17 protein-coding genes are annotated in these 20,735 nt (G+C 70.9%); 11 read left to right on the top strand and 6 right to left on the bottom strand.

Going from position 1 to position 20,735, the window contains the following annotated elements; all coding sequences use genetic code 11:
- The first annotated feature begins 100 nt into the window (after positions 1-100).
- Genes PSEJ31_RS0108935 through PSEJ31_RS0108915 form a run of 5 tightly spaced genes read left to right on the top strand, consistent with a single transcriptional unit; the run spans position 101 to position 7,926 of the window.
- Positions 101-1,753: a glucoamylase family protein gene (locus tag PSEJ31_RS0108935; RefSeq protein WP_026010315.1), complete on the top strand. Its 1,653-nt coding sequence runs from the start codon at positions 101-103 to the stop codon at positions 1,751-1,753.
- Positions 1,753-3,039: a sugar ABC transporter substrate-binding protein gene (locus PSEJ31_RS0108930; protein WP_019397692.1), complete on the top strand. Its 1,287-nt coding sequence runs from the start codon at positions 1,753-1,755 to the stop codon at positions 3,037-3,039. The genes PSEJ31_RS0108935 and PSEJ31_RS0108930 overlap by 1 nt, the downstream gene beginning before the upstream one ends.
- On the top strand, positions 3,036-3,914 hold the full coding sequence (locus tag PSEJ31_RS0108925) for a sugar ABC transporter permease (protein WP_028915262.1): 879 nt from the start codon (positions 3,036-3,038) through the stop codon (positions 3,912-3,914). The genes PSEJ31_RS0108930 and PSEJ31_RS0108925 overlap by 4 nt, the downstream gene beginning before the upstream one ends.
- Positions 3,915-3,928: 14 nt before the next feature.
- Complete coding sequence (locus PSEJ31_RS0108920; RefSeq protein ID WP_026010316.1) at positions 3,929-4,765, top strand: carbohydrate ABC transporter permease; 837 nt, start codon at positions 3,929-3,931, stop codon at positions 4,763-4,765.
- 26 nt (positions 4,766-4,791) lie between these two features.
- Positions 4,792-7,926 carry a discoidin domain-containing protein gene (locus tag PSEJ31_RS0108915; RefSeq protein ID WP_051403706.1) on the top strand — a complete coding sequence of 1,045 codons (3,135 nt, stop codon included), beginning with the start codon at positions 4,792-4,794 and terminating at the stop codon, positions 7,924-7,926.
- Between the two features lie 59 nt (positions 7,927-7,985).
- Here the strand turns inward: PSEJ31_RS0108915 and eda are convergent, their stop codons facing one another.
- From eda to zwf, 5 genes are all read right to left on the bottom strand, one after another.
- Positions 7,986-8,645 carry a bifunctional 4-hydroxy-2-oxoglutarate aldolase/2-dehydro-3-deoxy-phosphogluconate aldolase gene (gene eda, locus PSEJ31_RS0108910; protein ID WP_028915260.1) on the bottom strand — a complete coding sequence of 220 codons (660 nt, stop codon included), beginning with the start codon at positions 8,643-8,645 and terminating at the stop codon, positions 7,986-7,988.
- An 85-nt stretch (positions 8,646-8,730) separates the two neighbouring features.
- Positions 8,731-10,644 (bottom strand): phosphogluconate dehydratase, encoded by a 1,914-nt coding sequence (gene edd / locus PSEJ31_RS0108905; RefSeq protein WP_028915259.1) that lies wholly within the window; start codon positions 10,642-10,644, stop codon positions 8,731-8,733.
- 116 nt (positions 10,645-10,760) lie between these two features.
- The gene (pgl, locus tag PSEJ31_RS0108900) at positions 10,761-11,474 is read right to left on the bottom strand and encodes a 6-phosphogluconolactonase (RefSeq protein WP_028915258.1); all 714 of its coding nucleotides are present in this window, start codon (positions 11,472-11,474) and stop codon (positions 10,761-10,763) included.
- The gene (glk, locus tag PSEJ31_RS0108895) at positions 11,471-12,463 is read right to left on the bottom strand and encodes a glucokinase (protein ID WP_019397699.1); all 993 of its coding nucleotides are present in this window, start codon (positions 12,461-12,463) and stop codon (positions 11,471-11,473) included. Before glk ends, pgl begins: the two co-directional genes overlap by 4 nt.
- A gap of 2 nt (positions 12,464-12,465) precedes the next feature.
- Positions 12,466-13,911 (bottom strand): glucose-6-phosphate dehydrogenase, encoded by a 1,446-nt coding sequence (gene zwf, locus PSEJ31_RS0108890; protein WP_028915257.1) that lies wholly within the window; start codon positions 13,909-13,911, stop codon positions 12,466-12,468.
- A gap of 333 nt (positions 13,912-14,244) precedes the next feature.
- Between zwf and ugpC the strand changes: the two genes are divergently transcribed.
- Positions 14,245-15,327, top strand: a complete 1,083-nt coding sequence (ugpC, locus tag PSEJ31_RS0108885) for a sn-glycerol-3-phosphate ABC transporter ATP-binding protein UgpC (protein WP_028915256.1) — start codon at positions 14,245-14,247, stop codon at positions 15,325-15,327.
- 17 nt (positions 15,328-15,344) lie between these two features.
- On the opposite strand, the gene PSEJ31_RS15910 is transcribed toward ugpC, so the two are convergent.
- Positions 15,345-16,187, bottom strand: a complete 843-nt coding sequence (locus PSEJ31_RS15910) for a hypothetical protein (protein WP_019397702.1) — start codon at positions 16,185-16,187, stop codon at positions 15,345-15,347.
- A gap of 90 nt (positions 16,188-16,277) precedes the next feature.
- On the opposite strand from PSEJ31_RS15910, the gene PSEJ31_RS16550 reads away from it, so the two are divergent.
- From PSEJ31_RS16550 to PSEJ31_RS0108855, 5 genes are all read left to right on the top strand, one after another.
- Positions 16,278-16,430: a DUF1674 domain-containing protein gene (locus PSEJ31_RS16550; protein ID WP_232211008.1), complete on the top strand. Its 153-nt coding sequence runs from the start codon at positions 16,278-16,280 to the stop codon at positions 16,428-16,430.
- A 67-nt stretch (positions 16,431-16,497) separates the two neighbouring features.
- Entirely contained in the window at positions 16,498-16,890 is a 393-nt protein-coding gene (gene sdhC / locus PSEJ31_RS0108870) for a succinate dehydrogenase, cytochrome b556 subunit (protein WP_019397703.1), read from the top strand.
- Positions 16,887-17,270, top strand: a complete 384-nt coding sequence (sdhD, locus tag PSEJ31_RS0108865; protein ID WP_019397704.1) for a succinate dehydrogenase, hydrophobic membrane anchor protein — start codon at positions 16,887-16,889, stop codon at positions 17,268-17,270. Before sdhC ends, sdhD begins: the two co-directional genes overlap by 4 nt.
- Before the next feature lie 22 nt (positions 17,271-17,292).
- On the top strand, positions 17,293-19,086 hold the full coding sequence (sdhA, locus tag PSEJ31_RS0108860) for a succinate dehydrogenase flavoprotein subunit (protein WP_019397705.1): 1,794 nt from the start codon (positions 17,293-17,295) through the stop codon (positions 19,084-19,086).
- A gap of 21 nt (positions 19,087-19,107) precedes the next feature.
- Complete coding sequence (locus PSEJ31_RS0108855; RefSeq protein WP_019397706.1) at positions 19,108-19,893, top strand: succinate dehydrogenase iron-sulfur subunit; 786 nt, start codon at positions 19,108-19,110, stop codon at positions 19,891-19,893.
- The last annotated feature ends 842 nt before the right edge of the window (positions 19,894-20,735 follow it).

The raw sequence follows: 20,735 nt of genomic DNA, 5'->3' as shown, positions 1-20,735 counted from the left end.
GCCGGCGCGCCGCCGCCGGCCTGCCTGCACCGGGGCGGCGGCGCGCACGGCATGGAGCGGATCCGGTCCCGCCGCCGGCGGCAATGAGGAGAGAGCGGTCTTGAAACGGTGGTACTGGCAACGCTGCATCGTCCCCCTGGCGGGCCTCCTGTTGCTGCTGGCCGGATGCCGGCAGGAAACGCCGCCGCCGCCGGCCGAGCTGCCGCCGCCGCCCAAGCCCGACGTGATCCTGATCGAGCCCGTGCTCCCCGAACGCCCGCCGCGGCCGGAACTGCCGCCGCTGTTCCGCGACATCGAGCGGCGCACGTTCCAGTTCTTCTGGGACACCACCAACGAGCAGAACGGGTTGACCCCGGACCGCTATCCCTCGCGCCCGTTCGCCAGCGTGGCCTCGATCGGCTTCGCCCTGACCGCGTACCCGATCGGCATCGAGAACGGCTGGGTCAGCCGCACCCAGGCGGTGGACCGCACCCTGACCACGCTGCGCTTCCTGCGCGACATCCCGCAGGGGCCCCAGGCCACCGGGCGCGGTGCGTACAAGGGCTTCTACTACCACTTCCTCGACATGCAGAACGGCCACCGCTACGACAGCTGGGTGGAGCTGTCCAGCGTGGACACCGCGATCCTGATGATGGGCGTGCTGTTCGCCCAGGCCTACTACGAAGGCGACGACCCGCGCGAACAGGAGATCCGCAAGCTGGCCGACCAGCTCTACCGCCGGGTGGACTGGAAGTGGCTGCAGGTGCGCCCGCCGCTGATCTCGATGGGCTGGTTCCCCGAGAGCGGGTTCATCCAGCACGACTGGATGGGCTACAACGAGGCCATGCTGCTGTACATCCTGGCCCTGGGCTCGCCGACCCACGCGGTCGAGCCGGAGGCCTGGACGGTGTGGACCCGCACCTACAACAACGACTGGGGCGTGTACTACGGCCAGGAGTACCTGAGCTTCGGCCCGCTGTTCGGCCACCAGTACAGCCATGTCTGGATCGACTTCCGCGACATCCAGGACCAGTACATGCGCGAACGCGGGATCGACTACTTCCTCAACAGCCGCCGCGCGGCGCTGGCCCAGCGCGAGTACGCCATCGCCAACCCGATGAAGTGGAAGGACTACGGCGAGAACGTCTGGGGCCTGACCGCCGGCGACGGCCCGCAGAACACCCGCCAGATCTACCGCGGCGAGGAGCGCGAATTCCGCCACTATTCCTCGCGCGGCGCCGGCCTGCGCGAGAACTTCGACGACGGCACCATCGCCCCGACCGCGGCGATCTCCTCGATCGTGTTCGCGCCGGAGGTGGTGATCCCGGCCACGGAGGAGATGCTCCGCCGCTACGGCGACTACCTGTACTCCAGCTACGGCTTCCTGGACTCGTTCAACCCCAGCTTCAACTACGACATCCCGCTCAAGACCGGGCGCATCGTCCCCGGCAAGGGCTGGGTGGCCAGCGACTACATCGGCATCGACCAGGGGCCGATCCTGGCGATGATCGCCAACTACCGCAACGAGTTCGTGTGGTCGGTGATGAAGAAGAGCCCGTACATCCGCACCGGCCTGGAGCGTGCCGGCTTCCGCGGCGGCTGGCTGGCGCCGGAGGACGAGGACGAGGGCATGGAAGCCGACCGCCGCGCCGCCGACGCGCGCGCGCTGGGCATGGCCGAGTCGCGCGCGGCGGCCGCCGAGGCCCAGCGCAAGGAGCAGCAGCGCAGGGAAGAGCCGGCCGCGGCCAACCGCGCGCAGCCGCCGAGGCAGTGATGGCCACGCCGCGGCTGCTGCGTGCCTGCCTGCTGCCGTTGCTGGCGCTGCTGCTGGCCGGTTGCGGCGGCGACCCGGCCGCGCAGCCGGTGCGCTTCTGGGCGATGGGCCGCGAGGCCGAGGTGGTAAGCGTCCTGGTCGAGGAGTTCGAGCGCGAGAGCGGGATCGAGGTGGAGATCCAGCAGATCCCCTGGACCGCCGCGCACGAGAAGCTGCTGACCGCGTTCGCCGCCGACGCGATGCCGGACGTGTGCCAGCTCGGCAATACCTGGATCCCCGAATTCGCCCAGCTGGGCGCACTGCAACCGCTGCAGGCGCGGGTGGATGCCTCGGCCAGCATTGAACCGGCCGACTACTTCCCGGGCATCTGGGACACCGCCGTGGTCGACGGCCAGCTGGTGGGCGTGCCGTGGTACGTGGACACGCGCCTGCTGTTCTACCGCAAGGACCTGCTGCGCGAGGCCGGGGTTGGACAGCTGCCACGCACCTGGGCCGAGTGGGAGCAGGCCATGGCCGCGGTCAAGCGCCACCTGGGGCCCGGGCGCCACGCCATCCTGATGCCGCTCAACGAATTCGAGCAGCAGCTGTCGCTGGCGCTGCAGCAGGACGACCCGCTGCTGCGCGACGACGACACCCGCGGCAACTTCTCCAGCCCCGGCTTCCGCCGCGCGCTGGCGTTCTACGCCAACGTGTTCGAGCAGGGCTGGGCGCCGAAGGTCTCCGAGACCCAGATCTCCAACGTCTGGGACGAATTCTTCCGTGGCTCCTACGCGTTCTACCTGTCCGGGCCCTGGAACATCCGCGAGTTCCGCCGCCGCCAGCCGCCGCAGCTGGAAGGGCAGTGGGGCACGATGCCGCTGCCGGGGCCGCACGGCCCGGGCGCGGGCATCGCCGGCGGCACCAGCCTGGTCCTGTTCCGTGGCTCGCCGCGTTCGGAACAGGCCTGGAAGCTGGTGGAGTTCCTTTCGCGCCCGGACATCCAGCAGCGCTTCCACGCCTTGATCGGCGACCTGCCGCCGCGCCGCAGCGCCTGGGAACACCCGGACCTGGCCGGCGACCCGCTGGCCGCCGCGTTCCGCGACCAGCTGGAGCGCGCGAAGCCGGCGCCCAAGGTGCTGGAGTGGGAGCGCATCGCCCAGGAGATGCGCCTGGTCACCGAGCGGGTGGTGCGCGGCGGCCTGGCCCAGGACGCGGCCGCGCGCGAGCTGGATGCGCGGGTCGACGGCATCCTCGCCAAGCGGCGCTGGATCCACGAACGCGCCGCCGCGCAGGGGGCGGGGCGATGAGCGCGCGCCTGGCCGGATGGCTGTTCGTGGGCCCGGCGCTGCTGGTGCTGGGCCTGTTCTTCGCCCTGCCGGTGCTGTCGGCGCTGGCGCTGAGCCTGACCGACTTCGACCTGTACGCGCTGGCGGACATGCGCAACCTGCGCTTCGTCGCCCTGGACAACTACCTGGAGCTGTTGCGCACGCCGCTGTTCTGGAAGGCGCTGTGGAACACCACCTATTTCGTGGTGTTGGGCGTGCCGTTGTCGGTGGCGGTGTCGCTGGGCGCGGCACTGCTGCTCAACGCCCCGGCTGCGCGGCTGCGCGGCCTGTTCCGCACCGCGCTGTTCGCGCCGGTGGTCACCACCCTTGTGGCGGTGGCGGTGATCTGGCGCTACCTGTTCCATACCAGCTACGGCCTGGTGAACTGGGCGCTGGGCCACCTGGGCATCGACCCGGTCGACTGGCTGGGCGACCCGCGCTGGGCGATGCCGACCATCATCCTGTTCGCGGTGTGGAAGAACTTCGGCTACAACATGGTGATCTTCCTCGCCGGCCTGCAGGCCATCCCGCGCGACCTGTACGAGGCCGCGCGCATCGACGGCGCCTCGCGCTGGCAGCAGTTCCTGCACATCACCCTGCCGCAGCTGGGGCCGGTGCTGCTGGTGGTCGGGGTGATCACCGTGTCCGGCTACTTCCAGCTGTTCGCCGAGCCCTACGTGATGACCCGCGGCGACCCGCTGCAGAGCACGGTCAGCGTGCTGTACTTCATGTTCGAGGAAGGCTTCAAGTGGTGGAACCTGGGCCGCGCCTCGGCCGTGGCCTTCCTGCTGTTCGTGGTGATCCTGGCGGCGACCACGCTGATGCTGCGGCTCGGCCGCCGCAGGGGGATGGTGTGAGCGCAGGGCAGTCCATCGGGCGCGAGGTCGGGCAGTCGCGCCTGCACGCGCTGCTGGTCAACGGCGCGTTGTTTGCGCTGGCGCTGGTGAGCCTGGCTCCGCTGCTGTGGATGCTCTCGGTGTCGTTCATGCCCACCGGCGAGGCCGCGCGTTTCCCGCCGCCGTTGCTGCCCTCGGAGCTGAGCGGGGAGAACTACCGGGCGCTGTTCGGCCGCACCGGCATGGGCCGCAACTTCCTCAACAGCCTGCTGGTGGCCGGCGCGATCACCATCGGTTCGCTGCTGGTGAACACCCTGGCCGGCTATGCCTTCGCCAAGCTGCGCTTCCGCGGCCGCGACCGGCTGTTCCAGCTGCTGCTGGCGGCGCTGGTGGTGCCGGCGCAGGTGGCGATGCTGCCGCTGTTCCTGCTGATGAAGCAGCTGGGCCTGGTCAACAGCTACGCCGGCGTGGTGCTGCCGGCGCTGGCCAGCGTGTTCGGCATCTTCCTGGTGCGGCAGTACGCGCGCTCGATCCCCGACGAGCTGCTGGAGGCGGCGCGGATCGACGGGGCGGGGGAGTGGCGGATCTTCTTCTCCATCGTCCTGCCCATGCTCAAGCCGGTGCTGGTGACGCTGGCGATCTTCTCCTTCATGGCCGCCTGGAACGACTTCATGTGGCCGCTGATCGTGCTCACCGACCAGGAGCACTACACCCTGCCGGTGGCCCTGGCCACGCTCTCGCGCGAGCACATCATGGACGTGGAACTGATGATGGCCGGCGCGGTGGTCACGGTGCTGCCGGTGCTGCTGCTGTTCCTGCTGCTGCAGCGCTACTACATCCAGGGCCTGCTGCTGGGCAGCGTCAAGGGATAGGAGGTTCGTCGATGGTGCCTGTGGCGATGCGTGGAGCCATCCTGCTGTCGGGCGCACTGGCGCTGCATCCCGCCGTCGCCGGCGCGCAGGCGCGGGTGCTGGACGGGTTCGAGGATCCGGCGCCGTGGAGGGTGGTCGCGTCCGACCAGGTCAGCGGTGCGATCCGCCGCGTCGAAGGCGCCCGGGGCGGGGCCCTATGCCTGGACTACGACTTCAACGGTGTGTCCGGCTACGCCGGCATCCAGCGCGACCTGCCGCTGGAGTACCCGGACAACTACCGCTTCTCCTTCCACCTGCGCGGCGATTCCCCGGCCAACGACCTGCAGTTCAAGCTGGTCGACGCCAGCGGCGACAACGTGTTTTGGGTCAACCGCCCGCGCTACGACTTCCCGGCCGACTGGACCGAGGTGCGCTACCGCACCCGCCACATCGACAAGGCCTGGGGCCCGGATCCGGATCGCGTGCTCCGCCGCAGTGCCAAGGTCGAGTTCACCATCTACAACAATGCCGGCGGCCGCGGCAGCGTCTGCTTCGACGAGCTGGCGCTGGAACCGCTGCCGCCGGATCCGGCCACCCCGCCGGCGGCCGTTGCGGTGGAGGCCAGCACTGCCGCCGCCCGCGCCGTGCACGCCATCGACGGCGACCGCGGCACGGCCTGGGAGGCCCGCGGCCGCCAGCGCCTGTTGCTGGACCTGGGCCAGGAGCGCGAGTTCGGTGGCCTGGTGCTGCGCTGGGCCGATGCCCGCCGGCGCCCGCAGCGCTACGCGGTGGAACTGGAAGATGCCGACGGCCAGTGGCGCACGGTGCGCACGGTCGAGCAGGGCCGCGGTGACAGCGACTGGTTGGCGCTGCCGGAAGCGGAGGCGCGGCGGATCGCGCTGCGGCTGGAAGGCGGACGCTACGCCCTGGCCGAGGCGCAGGTGCAGCCGCTGGAGTTCTCGGCCCATCCCAATGATTTCATCAAGGCCCTGGCCCGCGAGCTGCCGCGCGGCTGGCTGCCGCGCGGTTTCAGCGGCGAGCAGCCCTACTGGACCATCATCGGCGTCGATGGTGGCAGCGAGCAGGGCCTGCTCGGCGAGGACGGCGCGGTCGAGCTGGCGCGTGGCGGCTTCAGCATCGAGCCCTTCGTGCTCGAAGGCGGCCGGCTCGTCGGCTGGGCCGACGTGAAGCCGGTGCAGCGCCTGCCCGGCGAGGGGCTGCCCATGCCGGAGGTGGAGTGGACCGCGGCCGGCGAAGGCGGCGATGCGCCGGCGCTGCAGGTTTCCGCCTTCGCCCATGGCCAGGCGGGCGACTCGCGCGTGGTCGCGCGCTACCGCCTGCGCAACCCGCATCCACAACCACGCGAGTACGTGCTGGCGCTGGCGGTGCGGCCTTTGCAGGTCAATCCGCCGGCGCAGTTCCTCAACACCATCGGCGGCGTCAGCCCGATCAGCTCGCTGGCCATCGACGGCGCCACCGTGTCGGTGGACGGCCGGCCGCGGGTCTACGCGACCCGGCCACCGGACCAGGCCTTTGCCACGCCGTTCGACGCCGGGCTGGACGTGCAGCGCCTGGCCTCCGGCGACATCCCTGCCGCATCCGCGGTGGAGGATCCGACCGGCCTGGCCTCGGGCATGCTGCTGTACCGCTGGCGGCTGGCCCCCGGCGAGGAACGCGAGGTCGCCCTGGTGGCGCCGCTGGACGGCGAAACTGCTCCGCCGCCCGGTTTCGACGCCGCGCGTGCCGCCGAAGAAACCGCTGCGCGCTGGCAGGAACTGCTGGGCCAGGTGGAGCTGCGGCTCCCGGCGGAGGGCCGCGACTTCGCCGCCACCGTGCGCACCGCGCTGGCGCACATGCTGGTCTCGCGCGTCGGCCCGCGCCTGCAGCCGGGCACGCGCTCGTATTCGCGCAGCTGGATCCGCGACGGGGCGATGATCTCCGAAGGCCTGCTGCGCCTGGGGCGGCCCGAGGTCGTGCGCCAGTACCTGGAGTGGTACGCGCCCTACCAGTTCGAGAACGGCAAGGTCCCGTGCTGCGTCGACGCGCGCGGCAGCGACCCGGTGCCGGAGAACGACAGCCACGGCGAGCTGGTGTTCAACATCGCCGAGTACTGGCGTTACACCGGCGACCGCGAATTCCTGCAGCGGATGTGGCCGCACGTGCGCGGTGCGTTCGACTACATGGAACGGCTGCGCGCCAGCGAGCGCACAGAGGAGAACCGCAGGCGCGACCCGGCCTTCTACGGGATGATGCCGGTGTCGATCAGCCACGAGGGCTATTCGGCCAAGCCGATGCACTCGTACTGGGACAACTTCTGGGCCCTGCGCGGCTACAAGGACGCGGTGGAAGTGGCCCAGGCGCTGGGCTTGCGCGAGGAGGCCCGGCGCATGGCCGCCGCGCGCGACCAGTTCCGCGCCGACCTCGCCGCATCGCTGCGCGCCGCCACCGCCCGCCATGGCATCGACTACCTGCCCGGCGCCGCGGAACTGGGCGACTTCGACCCGACCTCGACCACCATCGCGCTGGCCCCGGGCGGCGAGCAGGACTGGCTGCCGCGCGAGCTGCTGGAGAACACCTTCGAGCGCTACTGGCAGCAGTTCGTCGAGCGCCGCGACGGCCGCCGCGAATGGAAGGACTACACGCCCTACGAGTGGCGCAACGTGGCCGCCTTCGTGCGCCTGGGCTGGCGCGACCGCGCCTGGCAGGCGGTGGAGTACTTCTTCGCCGACCGCGCGCCGCCGCCCTGGAACCAGTGGGCCGAGGTGGTCTCGGCCACGCCGCGCAAGCCGTTCTTCGTCGGCGACCTGCCGCATGCCTGGGTGGCCTCGGACTTCGTGCGCTCGGCGCTGGACATGTTCGCCTACCACCGCGAGCGCGACGACAGCCTGGTGCTGGCCGCCGGCGTGCCGCTGGACTGGCTGGAAGGCGAGGGCATCCAGGTGCGCGGCCTGCACACCCCCCACGGCCGCCTCGGCTACGCGCTGCGCCGCCGCGACGGACAGCTGCAGCTGGACGTGGCCGGCGACGCAGGGCTGCCGCCGGGCGGGCTGGTGCTGCCCTGGCCATACGCGGGCCATCCCGGACGGACGACGATCGATGGCCGCCCCGCCAAGTGGACCGGTGGCGAGCTGCGCATCACCCGGCCCGGGGCAGAGGTAAGGATCGAGGTGGCCGGTCCGTAACCGTCGGCAACAAAAAAGCCGGGCATTGCCCGGCTTTCCTGGTGTCGAGGTGAGGCGGCTCAGGCCGCGCGCGCCGCGGCAACAATCCCGGCGGCCTTGGCCGCGCTGGCCTCGACCTTGTCCCACTCGCCGGCCTTGAGCCAGTTCTTCGGCACCATCCACGAGCCGCCCACGCAGACCACGTTCGGCTGGGCCAGGAACTCGGCCGCGGTGTCTTCGGTGATGCCGCCGGTGGGGCAGATCTTCAGCTCGGCCAGCGGGCCGGCCAGGCCCTTGAGCATGGCCAGGCCGCCGACCGCGTTGGCCGGGAACAGCTTGCACACGCGGAAGCCGCGCGCCATCAGCGACAGGAATTCGGTCGGGGTCGCACCGCCGGGCACGGCCGGGATCGGCGCCCTGGCCAGCGCGTCGGCCAGTTCGGCCGGGGTGCCCGGGGTGACCAGGAAATCGGCGCCCAGCTCGATGCACTTCTGCATCTGCTCGACCGTGGTCACCGTGCCCATGCCCACGGCGATGCCGGGCAGTTCCTTCTTGAGCGCCACCAGCGCATCCAGCGCGCAGGGGGTGCGCAGGGTCAGTTCGATCGCGGTCAGTCCGCCCTTGAGCAGCGCGGCGGAAAGCTTGCGCGCCTCGTCGACGCTGTCGGCGGTGACCACCGGCAGGATGCCGGCCTGGCTCAGCAGCTGTTCGGCCTTGGCCTGGGTCTGGTCGATGCTCATGGAATCGGTGGCTCCGTAAGTGCGGGGTCGCGGCCACGGGCCGCGCGTGCATGGGGTGGGCCGCCGCGGGCGCGGCGGCGGTAGCTCAGTTGTCCTTCTCGGCGTGCGGCGCCAGCGCCGCCTCGGCCGTGCTGCCCAGTTCGTACTCGGCGTCGTAGTCCCAGGCGCTGCCGTCGTGCGCCGGCGGGCCACAGGAGATCGAGGTTGCGCCCTGGTCGGCCGGACCGACGTTGGCGCGGTTGTAGGCGAACAGGTTGCGGCCCAGGTCGTGCGCCGCGCGGCTGGTGTTGGGTGCCACCTCGCGGGCGTTCCACTCGGCCGCGTCGACCAGTACTTCGAGCACGCCGGCCTCGCTGTCCAGGCGCACGATGTCGCCGTCGCGGATCTTGCCGATCGGGCCCCCGCGCGCCGCTTCCGGGGTGACGTGGATCGCCGCCGGGATCTTGCCTGATGCGCCGGACAGGCGGCCGTCGGTGACCAGCGCCACCTTGCGGCCCTGGTTCTGCAGCATGCCCAGCAGCGGCGCCAGCGAGTGCAGCTCGGGCATGCCATTGGCGCGCGGGCCCTGGTAGGTGACCACCGCGACGAAGTCGTGCGGCAGCACGCCGGCGGCGTGCAGCTTGTTGAGCTTCTGCGGGGCGTCGACCACCACCGCCTGTGCCTCGACGCAGCGGTGCTCCGGCTTGACCGCCGACAGCTTGATCAGGGCGCGGCCGATGTTGCCGCGGAGCAGGCGCAGGCCACCCTGGCTCTCGAACGGCGCGGCCACGGTGCGCACCACGCTCTCGTCGCCGGAGGCCGCCGCCGCGGGGGCCGAGCCCAGCACGCCGTTCTCCAGGCGCGGCTCGCGGGTGTAGGCGCGCATGCCTTCCGGCACCACGGTCTGCAGGTCGTGCATCAGGCCCGCGTCCAGCAGCTCGCGGAACACGAACGGCACGCCGCCGGCGGCCTGGAAGCGGTTCACGTCGGCCTCGCCATTGGGGTACACGCGCGCCAGCAGCGGCACCACCTGCGAGATCTGGTCCATGTCGTCCCAGGTCAGGACGATGCCGGCGGCGCGGGCCACGGCGATCCAGTGGATGGTGTGGTTGGTCGAGCCGCCGGTGGCCATCAGCGCGACGATGGCGTTGACGATGGCGCGCTCGTCGATCAGCCGGCCCAGGGGACGGTAGTCATCGCCCAGCGCGGTCATCTGCAGCACCCGGCGCACGGCTTCCTCGTCCAGCGCCTTGCGCAGCGGCGTGCCCGGGTTGATGAACGAGCTGCCCGGCAGCTGCACGCCCATGGCCTCCAGCAGCACCTGGTTGGAGTTGGCCGTGCCGTAGAAAGTGCAGGTGCCCGGGGAGTGGTAGGACTGAGCCTCCACCTCCAGCAGTTCCTCGCGGGTGGCCTCGCCGGCGGCGTAGCGCTCGCGCACCTCGGCCTTCTTCTTGTTGGGGATGCCCGAGGGCATCGGGCCGGCCGGCACGAACAGCGCCGGCAGGTGGCCGAAGGCCAGGGCGCCGATCAGCAGGCCCGGCACGATCTTGTCGCAGATGCCCAGGTACAGGGCCGCGTCGAAGGCGTCGTGGCTCAGGCCGATGGCGGTGGCCTGGGCGATCACGTCGCGCGAGAACAGCGACAGCTCCATGCCGCCGCGGCCCTGGGTGACGCCGTCGCACATCGCCGGCACCCCGCCGGCCACCTGCGCGGTGGCACCCAGCTCGCGGGCCAGGGCGCGGATCCGCTCCGGGTAGTGCTCGTACGGCTGGTGCGCCGAGAGCATGTCGTTGTAGGCGGTGATGATGCCCAGGTTGGGCGTCGCCGAGCCGCGCAGGCGGGCCTTGTCGTGCTCGCCGCAGGCGGCGAACACGTGGGCCAGGTTGGCGCAGCTGAGCGGGGTGCGGTTGGGGCCGTTGCGCACCGCCTCGTCGATGCCGGCCAGGTAGGCGGCGCGCGAGGGGGCGCTGCGCTTGCGGATGCGCTCGGTGACGGCTTCGATCTTCGGATGCAGGCTCATGTCGTACCAGGAAGTGGCGGAGCTGGCGCCGTCGCCGGCGCGGGCTGCAGGGACGGGGCGGCGGGCCCGGGGCGTGTCGCCCCGGTATCAGAGAGGTGCGGGCGGCGGGCCTCGCATCAAGGACACCAGTGTACGCGCAGTGGGCTGGCGCTCAGGCCCAGCACCGCGCGGATCGGCATTTCGCGCACGTCGTCGCCGGCCAGGGCACGCTCCAGCACCTCGCGTTTGGCCTCGCCGCGCAGCAGCAGCAGGTGCCGGCGGCAGCGGGCCAGGCCGGCGCGGGTGAGGGTGATGCGCGTGGTCCACTCGGCCGCGACCGGGCAGCCGGTGGCGTCGAGCACGGCGTAGTCGGCCTGCGCGGCCAGCGCCGCGTCCAGGTCCACCGAACCGGGGAACAGCGAGGCGGTGTGGCCGTCGTTGCCCATGCCCAGCACCGCCACGCATGGATCCTGCGCGTTGGCCGATTCGCGGTTGGCGGCTTCCACGCATTCGGCGGCCGACAGCCCCTCGCGTACCAGCGGCTCGAAATGCAGGCCGGGCGCGCGCTCCAGCAGGCTCTCGCGGATCAGCCTGGTGTTGCTGGCCGGATGGTCGGCGGGCACGAAGCGGTCGTCGACCAGGCCGACGCTCACCTTCGACCAGTCCAGCGGCGCCTGCGCCAGCCGGGTGTAGGCCGGCGCCGGGGTGGTGCCGCCGGAGAGCAGGGCGCGGGCACGGCCACGGGTGGCCAGGTCGGCGGCCAGCGCGGCCTGGAGGTCGGCGGCGATCGCCTCGCCCCAGGCGTCCACGCCGGCGTGTTCGAGCCATTCGATGCGCGGATCGGCGATCACGCCAGGCCCTCCCGGCGGACCATGTCCACCGCGTAGGCGGCCGCGCCGAGCAGGCCGGCATGCGGATGCAGCACCGCCAGCGAGGGCACGCGGGCCATGGTCGGCGAGAACCGGCCCTTGTATTCGAAGCGCTGGCGGAAGCCGGAATGGCGCAGCGAGTCCAGCATCTTCGGCACCAGGCCGCCGGTGAGGAACACGCCGTCCCAGGCGCCCAGGGTCAGCACCAGGTCGCCGGAAATGGCGCCGAACACCGCGCAGAACACGTCCACCGCGCGCATGCACAGCGGGTCGCCGGCGGCGGCGCGGGCAGTGACGTCCTTGGGCTCGAGCAGGCCCGGGTCGACCCCGGCGATCTCGCACAGGGCGCGGTGGATGTTGACCAGGCCGGGGCCGCAGATCAGGCGCTCGTTGGAGACGCGGCCGAACTGCGCCGACAGGATTTCCAGGATGCGGATCTCCTCCGGCGTGCCCGGCGGGAAGCTGACGTGGCCGCCCTCGGTCTCCAGCGGGTAGCAGCGGCCGTCGCGCACCACCAGCCCGCCCACGCCCAGGCCGGTGCCCGGGCCGAGCACGGCGTAGGTGCGCGGCTCGCCCAGCGGCGCCGGGGTCCAGGACACGCCGCCGATCGGCACCACGTCCTCGGCCCGGTACAGGCTGATGGCCATGGCCTGGGCGGCGAAGTCGTTGATCAGGTAGACCTGCTCGAAGCCCAGCATCTCGCGGGTGCGCGGGCGCGAAATCACCCACGGATGGTTGGTGATGCGCGCCTCGTCGCCGTCAACCCGGCCGGCGACGGCGAACACGCCGCGGTGGGCGCTGGCCTGGGCCTGGTCGAGGTAGTGGCGCGCGGCCTCGGCCAGCGACGGGAACTGGGCCACCGCGAACTCGCGCACGCTGTCCTCCAGCAGCGGGACCGGGGCGCCTGGGTCGGCCAGGGCGAAACGCGCGTTGGTGCCGCCGATGTCGGCGATCAGGAACAGTTCGGCCATGGTCAGCGGGCGTCGCGTGCCGGACGCGCGACGGCGTCGAAGCTTTCAGGCAGGAACACGGCCGCGTCCTCCGGACCCCAGCTGCCGGCCGGGTAGGGCTGCAGCGGCGAGTTGTCGGCGCGCCAGGCGTCGACCACGCTGTCGATCCAGGCCCAGGCGGCCTCGACCTCGTCATTGCGCACGAACAGGGCGTGGTTGCCGTGGAAGGCATCCAGGAACAGGCGCTCGTAGGCGATGCGGCGGTTCTGGCCGGTCTCCGAGGACAGCTGCAGTTCCAGCGGATGCAGCTCCAGGGTGCCCCATTCCGGGCCGGCCAGGCTGCTCATCAGGCCCAGCTCGATGTCCTCCTGCGGCTGCAGGCGGAAAGTCAGGCGGTTGGGCACGGCGTTGTTGCGGTCCGGGCGCTCGAACAGCCAGTGGGTGACCGGCTTGAGGGTCACGGTGACCACGGTTGAGCGCTCGGCCATGCGCTTGCCGGTGCACAGGTGGAACGGCACCCCGGCCCAGCGCCAGTTGTCGATGTGCGCGGTGACGCCGACGAAGGTTTCGACATCGCTGTCATCCGGCGGCGCGTAGCCCTGCACCGGCTCACCGTTGATGGTGCCCGCGGTGTAGCGGCCGCGCACGCTGTGGCGGCGCGCCTCGGAGGCGCAGAACGGGCGCAGGGCGCGCAGCACCTTGACCTTTTCGTCGCGGATGCGGTCGGCCTGCAGCGAGGCCGGCGGCTCCATCGCCACCAGGCACAGCAGCTGCAGGATGTGGCTCTGGACCATGTCGCGCAGGGCGCCGGAGCGGGCGTAGTAGGAGTTGCGCCCGTCCACGCCCTCGCTCTCGGACACCAGGATGTGCACCGAGTCGATGTAGTTGCGGTTCCACACCGCCTCCAGCAGGGCGTTGCCGAAGCGCAGCGCCAGCAGGTTCTGCACCGCCGCCTTGCCCAGGTAGTGGTCGATGCGGAAGATCCGGTCCTCGTCGATCAGCTTGCCGATCGTGCCGTTGATCTCGCGCGCCGAGGCCAGGTCGGCGCCGATCGGCTTCTCCAGCATCAGCCGGCTGGGCGCGGCGAACGCGCCGCCCAGGGCCAGGCCCTCGCAGGTGCTGATGTACAGGCCCGGCGGGATCGACAGATAGCTCACGCACGGGCGGTCGGTCATGTCGCGCACCGCCTCGGCCACCGAGGCCGGGGTGCGCATGTCCACCGAACGGTAGTCCACGCGCTGCAGGAACGCCTCCACCAGGTCCGGCGAGGGCGTGTAGTGGCCCAGGTTGGCGAAGCGCTCGCGCAGGATCGCGCGGAACTTCTCCGTGTCGTGCGGCGACAGCGCCATCGCGCGCACGCGGAAGCCCTCCGGCAGGAGGCCGTCGCCCATCAGGCGCAGGAGCGAGGGGAACAGGTAGCGCTGTGCCAGGTCGCCGGTGGCGCCGAACAGCAACAGGGTGTCATGCATCCGGTGGGCTTCCGTGGGGTGGGGCATTGGTTCGGTGGATTCTCTTCGGATCGCACCCGCCGGGCAGCGGGTGGAAGGTGGCAGGTGACCGCAGGTAATGCGTGAAACTTCCGAAATATGGCCGCCCCCTTGGGCAATGTCCAGTGGGCGGGAAAGTGTCCACGGAAACGGTTCGTCGCATGCTGCTGCGTATGTTGCGGCGGCACCCGCTGGCCCGGCCGCGAGGACGCGGCATGGGAACCCGCCACGTCGCCTGCACCGCCGGCCGTGACATCATCGCGGCCTCGGTCCGCGCCCGGCGCGGGCTGGTTGAATACGTATGCGGAGATGCCGATGGCGGACGTCCAGCTGGAACAGGTGCGCAAGGTCTACGGCAACGGCCACGTGGCCGTGCACGAGGCCTCGTTCACGATCGGCGATGGCGAGCTGGTGGTGCTGGTCGGGCCTTCGGGCTGCGGCAAGTCCACCCTGCTGCGCATGATCGCCGGGCTGGAGGAAATCACCTCCGGCACCCTGCGCATCGGCGGGCGGGTGGTCAACGACGTGGCGCCGCGCGACCGCGACATCGCCATGGTGTTCCAGAGCTACGCGCTCTATCCGCACATGACCGTGGCCGGGAACCTGGCGTTCGGCCTGAAGCTGCGCGGCGCCACGCGCGCCGAGGTCGAGCGCCGGGTCGCCTCGGCGGCCGGGATGCTGGGCCTGGAAGGCATGCTGGACAAGCGTCCGGCCGAGCTGTCGGGTGGCCAGCGCCAGCGCGTGGCCCTGGGCCGCGCCCTGGTGCGCGAGCCGGCGGTGTTCCTGCTGGACGAGCCGCTGTCGAATCTGGACGCCAAGCTGCGCCACGGCACGCGCACAGAGATCGCGCGCCTGCACCAGCGGCTGGGCGCCACCATGGTCTACGTCACCCACGACCAGGTCGAGGCCATGACCCTGGGCCAGCGCATCGTGGTGCTGGATGGCGGCCGGGTGCAGCAGATCGATACCCCGATGGCGCTGTACGACCGCCCGGCCAACCTGTTCGTGGCCGGCTTCCTCGGCAGTCCGGCGATGAACGTACTGCGCGGCCGCCTGCATGCCGGGGGCGGCCTGCGCCTGGAGATGGCGCAGGGCGCGCCGGTTCCGCTGCCCGGGGTGGAGGTGCCGCCGGCTTGGCTGGAGCAGGAGGTGGTGCTGGGCATCCGCCCCGAACACCTGCTGCCGGTGCGGGCGGGGGCGGGCCTGGAGGCGCGGGTCGAGGTGGTCGAGGCGGTGGGCAGCGAGGCCTACCTGCACCTGGACTTCGGCGGGCAGGCGCTGGTGGCGCGGCTGCCCCCGAGCGACCTGCCGGCGCCCGGCGACCGCGTGCGCCTGCGCCCGGACCCGGCGCGCGTGCATTTCTTCGATCCCCGCGATGGCCGCCGCCTGGTGGCCTAGCGCCGGCCCGCGCGAACTCAGGGGGCGGCGACTTCCGCGAATGGCTCGACCGTGGCCGGTGCCCCCGCGGCCGCCAGCGGCGCGTCCGCCAGTTCCAGCGGCAGCACCGCCAGCGCCAGGCGCGGTGCCTGGCCGGCCGCCGCCACCACGTTGCCGATGGCGCGCCCGTCCTGCGCGACCTCGGCGCCGGCCTCCGCCGCATCGCCCGCACGCAACAGCACCAGCTGGCGCTTGGCCTTGCCCAGGAAATGGGTCCTGGCCACGATTTCCTGGCCCGGATAGCAGCCCTTGCTCACGCTGAAGGCGCGCAGCCGCTCCAGCCCGAGCTGCTGCGGGGTCCACTGCTCGGCCTGGGACGCGGGCAGGCGCGGGATCCCGGCGCGCAGGTCGGCGACGTCCCAGGCGGCGACCGCCTCCGCGTACGCCGGGGCAGGGGAGGTGCCAATCCGCAGCACGCGGCCCGGGGCGATGCCCAGGCGCAGCCCATCGGGGGCGTCCTCGGCGCCTTCCAGTACGCCGGGTGCCGGCTGCGCCGCGCCGAACGCGCCGGCCACGTGCAGGTCCGCGCGCGGCGCCAGCACCACCTTGCGCCGGAACACGAAGCGGCGCAGGGCATCGCCGACCAACGTCGCATTGGCATCCGGCAGCAGCATGCGCAAGCTTCCGTCGCCGGTGCGCAGCAGGGCGAACAGGGCGATTACCCGGCCCTTGGGGTTGAGCCAGGTGCTCCACTGCCAGTGCCCGGTCGCCAGCGCCCGTACGTCGCTGGCGAACTGGGCATGCGCGAAGACCGCCGCGTCGGGGCCTTCCAGGGCGAGGACGGACCACCCGTCCAGCGCGAAAAACTCCCGGAGATTCAAGGGGCTTGGTAGGGGCTGGTTGTCAGGCACGTTAACCCCGGCTTAAAATTTTGCGCTTGCAAAGGACTATCCATGATAGGTCATAGCCCCGTGGTTCCAGAGGACGAAGACGCGCCGGAAGCCGCGCCGTCGCTCGACAAGGACGCCGCGAAGGCGCCGCCGCGCGAGATCGGCGGGCGAGAGGGTCCGGAACCGACCCGCTACGGGGACTGGGAGAAGAACGGACGCTGCATCGATTTCTGATGCGAAGGCAGCGCCCCAGGAGCCACGCGGGCGGTTTGCCCGCACAGCCGAGACTACGAGCCAGCGAATGAGCAGCCGCGAACGCCCCCTGTCACCCCACCTGCAGGTGTACCGCTGGCAGGTCCAGATGGTGACCTCGATCCTCCACCGCGCCACGGGCATCGTCCTGGCCGGCGGCGCCCTGGTCCTTGCCGGTGGCCTGCTGGCGCTGATGCTCGGCCCGGACAGCTGGGCCTGCTTCAGCGACCATGCCGGCGCCTGGTACGGCCAGGTGTTCCTGTTCGGCTGGACCTGGTGCTTTGCCTACCACCTGTGCAACGGCATCCGCCACATCGCCCAGGACTTCGCGCACGGGTTCAGCATCCCGGTGTTCGTGCGCAACAGCTGGCTGTCGATCATCGGCAGCCTGGTGATCACCGCGATCGTGTGGGCTTTTGCGCTGAACGGAGGTGCCGCGTGAGCCGTTACCGTACCCCCCTGAAGAACGTGCGCGGCCTGGGTGCGGCCAAGGCTGGCACCGAGCACTTCGTGCACCAGCGCCTGACCGCCACCGCGCTGGCGTTCCTGTCGCTGTGGTTCGTGTACTTCGTCGTGAGCCTGGCCGGCAGCGACTACCTGGCCGCCACCGAGGCCGTGTCCAAGCCCTGGAACGCGGTGCTGCTGGTCGGCTTCCTGGTCGCCATGTTCTGGCACGCCCAGCTGGGCCTGCAGGTGGTCCTGGAGGACTACGTCCACAATTCCCTGCTGGCCCTGGCGCTCCAGGTCAGCGTGAAGTTCATCGCGGTGCTTGGCGCGATCGTCAGCATCTTCGCCGTGGCCCGCATCGCGCTGGCCGGCTGACCGCGCAAAGGAAACAGACCCGATGTCCGCTTACAAGATCACCGAACACAAGTACGACATGGTCGTCGTCGGCGCCGGTGGCGCCGGCCTGCGCGCCACCTTCGGCCTGGCCCAGAAGGGCCTGCAGACGGTGTGCCTGACCAAGGTCTTCCCGACCCGTTCGCACACCGTCGCCGCCCAGGGCGGCATCTCCGCCGCCCTGGGCAACATGGGCGAGGACGACTGGCGCTACCACTTCTACGACACCATCAAGGGCTCGGACTGGCTGGGCGACCAGGACGCCATCGAATACATGTGCCGCGAGGCGATCCCGGCCATCATCGAGCTGGAGCACTACGGCGTGCCGTTCTCCCGCACCGAGGACGGCAAGATCTACCAGCGCCCGTTCGGCGGCATGACCACCCGCTTCGGCGAGGGCCCGCCGGCGCAGCGTACCTGCGCGGCCGCCGACCGCACCGGCCACGCCATGCTGCACACCCTGTACCAGCAGTCGCTGGCGCACAACGCCCGGTTCATGATCGAGTACTTCGCGCTCGACCTGATCTTCGACAACGAGGGCGTGTGCCGCGGCGTGCTGGCGCTGGACATGGCCGAGGGCACGCTGCACCTGTTCCGCGCCCACGGCGTGGTGCTGGCCACCGGCGGCTACGGCCGCGCCTACTTCAGCGCGACCTCCGCCCACACCTGCACCGGCGACGGCGGCGGCCTGGTGATGCGTGCCGGCCTGCCGATGCAGGACATGGAGTTCGTGCAGTTCCACCCGACCGGCATCTACGGCGCCGGCTGCCTGATCACCGAGGGCGTCCGCGGCGAGGGCGGCATCCTGCGCAACGCCAACGGCGAACGCTTCATGGAGCGCTACGCCCCGCACTACAAGGACCTGGCCTCGCGCGACGTGGTGTCGCGCTCGATGACCATCGAGATCCGCGAGGGCCGCGGCGTCGGCGAGCACAAGGACCACATCCTGCTCGACCTGACCCACCTGGGCCCGGAGGTGATCGACGAGAAGCTGCCGGGCATCGCCGAGAGCGCCCGCATCTTCGCCGGCGTCGACGTGCACAAGGAGCCGATCCCGGTCATCCCGACCGTGCACTACAACATGGGCGGCATCCCGACCAACTACCACGGCGAAGTGGTGCGCAAGGTCGGCGACGACCCGGATGCGGTCGTGCCGGGCCTGTACGCGATCGGCGAGGCAGCCTGCGTGTCGGTGCACGGCGCCAACCGCCTGGGCTCCAACTCGCTGCTGGACCTGGTGGTGTTCGGCCGCGCGGTGGCCAACCGCTGCGCCGAGACCATCAAGAAGGGCGCCCCGCACAAGCCGCTGCCGTCCGACGCCTGCGACAAGGCGCTGGCCCACCTGGACAAGCTGCGCCACGCCAACGGCGACACCCCGACCGCGGTCATCCGCGACCGGATGCAGCGCACCATGCAGGCCGACGCCGCGGTGTTCCGCACCAGCAAGACGCTCAAGGAAGGCTGCGAGAAGATGGCGCAGATCTACGACAGCTTCCAGGACGTCCGCGTCTCCGACCGCTCGCTTGTCTGGAACTCCGACCTGATCGAAACCTACGAGCTGCACAACCTGCTGCTCAACGCCGTCGCCACCATCAACTCGGCCGAGCAGCGCAAGGAAAGCCGCGGCGCCCACGCGCACGAGGACTATCCGGAGCGCGACGACGCCAACTGGCAGAAGCACACCCTGGTCACCGTGGACGCGGAGACCGGCAAGACCAGCTTCGACTACCGTCCGGTGCACATGTACACCCTGACCAAGGATGTGGATGTGGTGCCGCCCAAGCCACGCGTGTACTGAGCCAGGGCCAGAGACAGACCAATGGCAGAGTTTGCACTCCCCAAGAATTCCCGCATCACCAAGGGCAAGCACTATCCCGCGCCGGCCGGCGCGAAGAACGTGCGCACCTTCAAGGTGTATCGCTGGAGCCCGGACGACGGCGCCAACCCGCGCACCGACACCTACGAGATCGATCTCGACAAGTGCGGTCCGATGGTCCTGGACGCGCTGATCAAGATCAAGAACGAGATCGACCCGACCCTGACCTTCCGGCGTTCCTGCCGCGAGGGCATCTGCGGCTCGTGCGCGATGAACATCGACGGCACCAACACGCTGGCGTGCACCCGCGCCATCGCAGACTGCCGCAAGGCCGAGGTGCCGATCTACCCGCTGCCGCACATGAACGTGGTCAAGGACCTGGTCCCGGACCTGACCCACTTCTACGCGCAGTACGCCTCGATCAAGCCCTGGATCCGCACCCAGACGCCGCCGCCGCCGGACCGCGAGCGCCTGCAGTCGCCTGAGGACCGCAAGAAGCTGGACGGCCTGTACGAGTGCATCCTGTGCGCCTGCTGCTCGACCAGCTGCCCGAGCTACTGGTGGAACGGCGAGCGCTACCTGGGCCCGGCGATCCTGCTGCAGGCCTACCGCTGGATCGTGGACTCGCGCGACGAGGACACCGGTGCGCGCCTGGACGACCTCGAGGACCCGTTCAAGCTGTACCGTTGCCACACCATCATGAACTGCGCGCGGACCTGCCCGAAGGGCCTGAACCCGGCCCTGGCGATCGCGGAGATCAAGAAGCTGATGATGGCCCGCCGCGCCTGACCTGGCGGTCTGCGCAGCCATGGAAAGCCCGGCCCCACGGCCGGGCTTTTTCTTTGCGCCGTTCCAGCGGCGGCGCGGCTCCGTCGAAGGGCCCTCCTGCGTGAACAATCCCGCCTTGGCCCGGTGCCTTGCAGGCGTACCGGCGTCCCGCGGGAGTCCCGAGGCGTCGACGCCTGCGTGCAGGGGGCAGGCGCAGGCATGGCCCCGAGCCTGGAAGCGCCCGGTCCAGGTAGCAGCTCTCCCGTTCCGGCCATCGCGTCGTGGGACGCGCCGCTCCGGCATCTGTCCTTCACTGGCAGGCGAGGGCGGATGTTTCATTCCCGATGACCATGATTGCGCTCCCATGCCCGGTACCGGGACTGCAAGATGCCCGGCATAAGCTGCAGGTGCATCGCGACGCTTCTTCCGCCTTTGCGTCTGGCGCCCTCGGGAGGGCCAGGCCGCAGCAGGACCCGCCCAGTGAGACCAGTGCCCGCAGGCATGCGGGCACCAACGCTGCCGCGTGCGGGGGAGACGCCGGCCTGCGCCTTGCCGGCCGGCGTTGAAGGCGTGGCAGAAGTGGCTGCAGGCCGTGCCTGTGATGAACGGGCGATGCAGCATGAAAAAATTTTCGCGAAAGGCCTTCCCAAAAATTTTCGATAGGCGCACAATGCGCGCCCTCCCGACGACACCACGGTGTTGCCGGGGGGTCCGGGAGAACGGAGTGGCTTCAACACGAAGTGCTTGCGGATTTCTGGAAGTCGCCTATACTGGGCGGCTCGCTCACCAAGGACGCTTCGGCGGGTTGGTGAGGGGTTTGGAAAACGACCTCTTCACGAGGTGTTGACGAAACCCAAACGGGC

The organism is Pseudoxanthomonas sp. J31 (assembly GCF_000510725.1).
Classification (GTDB): Bacteria; Pseudomonadota; Gammaproteobacteria; order Xanthomonadales; family Xanthomonadaceae; genus Pseudoxanthomonas.
The sequence above is the reverse complement of the archived record's forward strand: the minus strand, read 5'-3'. Positions and strand labels throughout refer to the sequence as shown.

Bases quoted from the DNA above. Each gene is read 5' to 3' on its own strand.
- zwf (WP_028915257.1), bottom strand. From the start codon at position 13,911: ATGCATGACACCCTGTTGCTGTTCGGCGCCACCGGCGACCTGGCACAG.
- glk (WP_019397699.1), bottom strand. From the start codon at position 12,463: ATGGCCGAACTGTTCCTGATCGCCGACATCGGCGGCACCAACGCGCGT.
- PSEJ31_RS0108915 (WP_051403706.1), top strand. From the start codon at position 4,792: ATGCGTGGAGCCATCCTGCTGTCGGGCGCACTGGCGCTGCATCCCGCC.
- eda (WP_028915260.1), bottom strand. From the start codon at position 8,645: ATGAGCATCGACCAGACCCAGGCCAAGGCCGAACAGCTGCTGAGCCAG.
- ugpC (WP_028915256.1), top strand. From the start codon at position 14,245: ATGGCGGACGTCCAGCTGGAACAGGTGCGCAAGGTCTACGGCAACGGC.
- edd (WP_028915259.1), bottom strand. From the start codon at position 10,644: ATGAGCCTGCATCCGAAGATCGAAGCCGTCACCGAGCGCATCCGCAAG.
- PSEJ31_RS0108855 (WP_019397706.1), top strand. From the start codon at position 19,108: ATGGCAGAGTTTGCACTCCCCAAGAATTCCCGCATCACCAAGGGCAAG.
- PSEJ31_RS0108925 (WP_028915262.1), top strand. From the start codon at position 3,036: ATGAGCGCGCGCCTGGCCGGATGGCTGTTCGTGGGCCCGGCGCTGCTG.
- sdhA (WP_019397705.1), top strand. From the start codon at position 17,293: ATGTCCGCTTACAAGATCACCGAACACAAGTACGACATGGTCGTCGTC.
- sdhC (WP_019397703.1), top strand. From the start codon at position 16,498: ATGAGCAGCCGCGAACGCCCCCTGTCACCCCACCTGCAGGTGTACCGC.
- PSEJ31_RS0108930 (WP_019397692.1), top strand. From the start codon at position 1,753: ATGGCCACGCCGCGGCTGCTGCGTGCCTGCCTGCTGCCGTTGCTGGCG.